The organism is Dietzia sp. SYD-A1 (assembly GCF_015356725.1).
Lineage (GTDB): Bacteria > Actinomycetota > Actinomycetes > Mycobacteriales > Mycobacteriaceae > Dietzia.
Map to the genome: position 1 here is coordinate 1 of NZ_JADDKI010000270.1, position 3,250 is coordinate 3,250.

3 protein-coding genes and 1 pseudogene are annotated in these 3,250 nt (G+C 70.9%); all 4 read left to right on the forward strand.

Annotated features, from left to right (window positions below; all coding sequences use genetic code 11):
* Positions 1 to 621, forward strand: a 621-nt coding sequence (locus IY392_RS11525; RefSeq protein ID WP_194861303.1) for a superoxide dismutase family protein, incomplete at its 5' end; no start/stop codon positions are given.
* Between the two features lie 135 nt (positions 622 to 756).
* The gene (locus IY392_RS11530) at positions 757 to 1,833 is read left to right on the forward strand and encodes a diacylglycerol kinase (protein WP_194861304.1); all 1,077 of its coding nucleotides are present in this window, start codon (positions 757 to 759) and stop codon (positions 1,831 to 1,833) included.
* 51 nt (positions 1,834 to 1,884) lie between these two features.
* Entirely contained in the window at positions 1,885 to 2,625 is a 741-nt protein-coding gene (locus tag IY392_RS11535; protein WP_182612355.1) for a glucose 1-dehydrogenase, read from the forward strand.
* Positions 2,626 to 2,714: 89 nt separating this feature from the next.
* A pseudogene (locus IY392_RS11540) lies at positions 2,715 to 3,250 on the forward strand (hypothetical protein); the annotation flags it as partial.

Genomic DNA, 3,250 nt, shown 5'->3' on the forward strand with positions numbered 1-3,250 from the left:
GTCCTGGCCGCCTCGTGCGGGACAGGGGAGGAGTCGCCTGCCGACGAGGGGGCCGCCAGCCCGCAGGACACCGCCGCCACGACCGCCGGTGCGGGGGGCGGGGATGAGCAGCAGGGCGGCCAGGCCTTCGCGACCGCCGACCTCGTGGACCCCGAGGGCGGATCGCTCGGCACGGTGGAGTTCGTCGAGGTCGACGGCGGGACCCTGGTCACCGTCGAGGCCGCCGGATTGGAGCCCGGCTTCCACGGCCTGCACATCCACACGACCGGACTGTGCGAGCCGGACAGTGTTAATCCCAACGACCCCGAGGAGCGGGGGGCGTTCCTCTCGGCCGGTGGACACCTGGTCGGTCCGGACGACGAGGCCAGCCATCCCGACCACGCCGGCGATCTTCCCCCGCTGTACGTGGCGGGCGACGGGACCGCGCGCATCACCACCCTGACCGACCGGCTGGACCGTGAGCTCCTGCTGGACGACGACGGCACGGCCGTGATGATCCACGAGGACCCGGACAACCTCGCGCACATCCCGGAGCGTTACGCGCCGGAGGGGCCCGACGAGGACACGCTCATGGCCGGTGACGGAGGCAGCCGGATCGCCTGCGGCGTCGTCATCGGCTGACGCTCCGCCAACACGTGACCGGACAACTGTCCGGTCACGTGTCCGAATTGACCCCGATCAGGCGTCACGCTCTGGTAGCGTCCGCCGCGAGCAGGCGCGCGCCACCGCACGCCGCCTCACGTCGGGAGGGAACACATGGCCATCCGGGTCGCGCAGATCGCCACCGGGAACGCCGGGGCGATCGCCCTGCGCCAGCTGGTCGAGGACCCGCGCTTCGACCTGGTGGGCGTCTGGGTGCACTCCGCCGAGAAGGCGGGCCGGGACGCGGGTGAGCTCGCCGGTCTCGAGGTGGTCACGGGTGTCACCGCCACCACGGACCATGCCGACATCGTGGCCGCGGCGCCCGACTGCGTGGTCTACTGCGCGATGAGCGACACCCGGCCGGTGGAGGCCGCGCGCGACATCCGCGAGTACCTCGCCGCCGGGATCAACGTGGCGGGCACCGCGCCCACTCCGCTCATCAACCCCGCCGCGGGCGTCCCCGACAGCGCGCGCGCCAAGCTCGAGGCCGCGGCCCTGGAAGGCGGTGCCACCCTCTTCGTCACCGGCGTGGACCCGGGGTTCACCAACGACCTCCTCCCGCTCGCGATCACCGGCACCTGCCGCGAGGTGCGCCAGGTCCGTTGCACCGAGTTCTCCGACTACGCGACCTACGACTCCACCGAGTCGATGGTCGACGTGATGGGATTCGGCACCCCGCTCGACCAGACCCCACTGCTGTTCCTGCCCGGGGTGTTGACGGCGGGGTGGGGTGCGTCGATCCACCTGCTCGCCGCCGGGTTGGGCGTGGAGGTGGACGAGATCACCGAACACGTCGAGCGCGAACCCGCCCCGGAGACCTACGAGGTCGCGGCCTGCACCATCGCCGAGGGCACCCAGGCGGGGTTCCGCTTCCAGATCACCGGCATGGTGGCGGGCGAGCCCGCCATCGTGGTCGAACACGTCACCCGGACCCGGGACGACCTGCGGCCGGACTGGCCGTACGCGGTCCAGGAGGGGCACTCGTACCGCGTCGAGGTGATCGGCGAGCCCTCGTACGTCCTCGACCTGGCCGCGCAGAGCGCGGACGGCGACCACAACTACTCGGCGATCCTCGCCGGGGTCGGCAGGGTGGTCAACGCCGTACCCGCCGTCGTGGCCGCGGCGCCGGGATTGACCACGACGCTGGATCTGCCGCTCACCGGCGCGCCGGGCATCGTCGGTACCCGCTGAGCCGACGACCGGCCTCAGCACCACAGTTGTTCACGAGGAGAGGGAGTCATCATGGGTCGGGTCGAGGGCAAGGTCGCCATCATCACGGGGGCCGCGCGGGGGATGGGTGAGGCCGACGCGCGCCGCCTCGTCGAGGAGGGCGCGAGGGTCGTGCTCACCGACGTGCTGGACGAGCAGGGCGAGGCCGTGGCGGCCGAGCTCGGGGCGAGTGCGCGCTACCGTCACCTCGACGTATCCGACCCGGACCAGTGGAAGGCCGTCGTCGAGGAGACCGTCGCCGACTGGGGCGGGGTCGATGTGCTGGTCAACAACGCCGGGATCGTCAACGGCGCCGAACTGCACAAGTTCAGGCACGACAAGTGGCAGCAGATCCTCGACGTCAATCTCTCGGGCACCTTCTACGGGTGCCAGGCGGTCACGGAGGCGATGATCGCCGCCGGGCGTGGTTCGATCATCAACGTCTCGTCGATCGAGGGGATGCGGGGCACCCCGTGGGCGCACGGGTACGTGGCGGCGAAGTGGGCCGTCCGGGGGCTGACCAAGTCGGTCGCGCTCGAACTCGCACCGCACGGCATCCGCTGTAACTCGCTACACCCCGGTCTCGTCCGCACGCCCATCGCGGAGGGCATCCCGGACGACATGATCCCCATCCCCCTGGGCCGACTGGGCACTGTCGACGACCTGGCCAACTTCGTGCTGTTCCTCGCCTCGGACGAGTCCTCCTACGCCACCGCCACCGAGTTCGTGGTGGACGGCGGAACGATCAACGGGATTCCGCACAAGCAGTTGTAGAGCCGCGCCGGCGGGGTGGCGAGATCGTCCCCCTCGGGACAGACCCTGAGACGTACGAGGGCGTTCTCAGGGTTCGTACTATCGGCGTCATGACCCAGGGATCCGTCTCGTCGACACCTCCTTCCGTCGACGGTGTATCCACCACCGTCTCCACGACTGCTGACCCCGGCCCGCGCTGGTGGGTCACGGCGGGGTGGATCGCCCACTGGCTCCTTCGACTCTGGCTCGCCCTCGTGCTGCTGGTCTACGGGTGGCCCAAGGTGTTCCTCATGCAGATGGGGGTCGCCGATTACGGGGACGCCCTGACCGCGTTCGGCGAGATGAGCCCGATGGGGTTCCTCTGGCGGTTCATGGCGTTCTCCCCGGTGGTCCAGGTTCTGGCCGGTCTGGCCGAGGTCACCGCCGCGGCGCTTCTGCTCTTCCGTCGCACGGCCTGGCTGGGTGGCCTCCTCGCCGCCGCGGCCATGGCCGTCGTCTTTCTGCTCAACATGACCTTCGACGTCCCGGTCAAGCAACTCTCCCTGGCGATGGCCGTGGCCGGGATGGTGGTCGCGGCTCCGTGGTTCGCCCACGTCGGGCGCATCCTCGCGGGCCGGCCCGTGCCCGCCGCGACGCTCCCCACCCC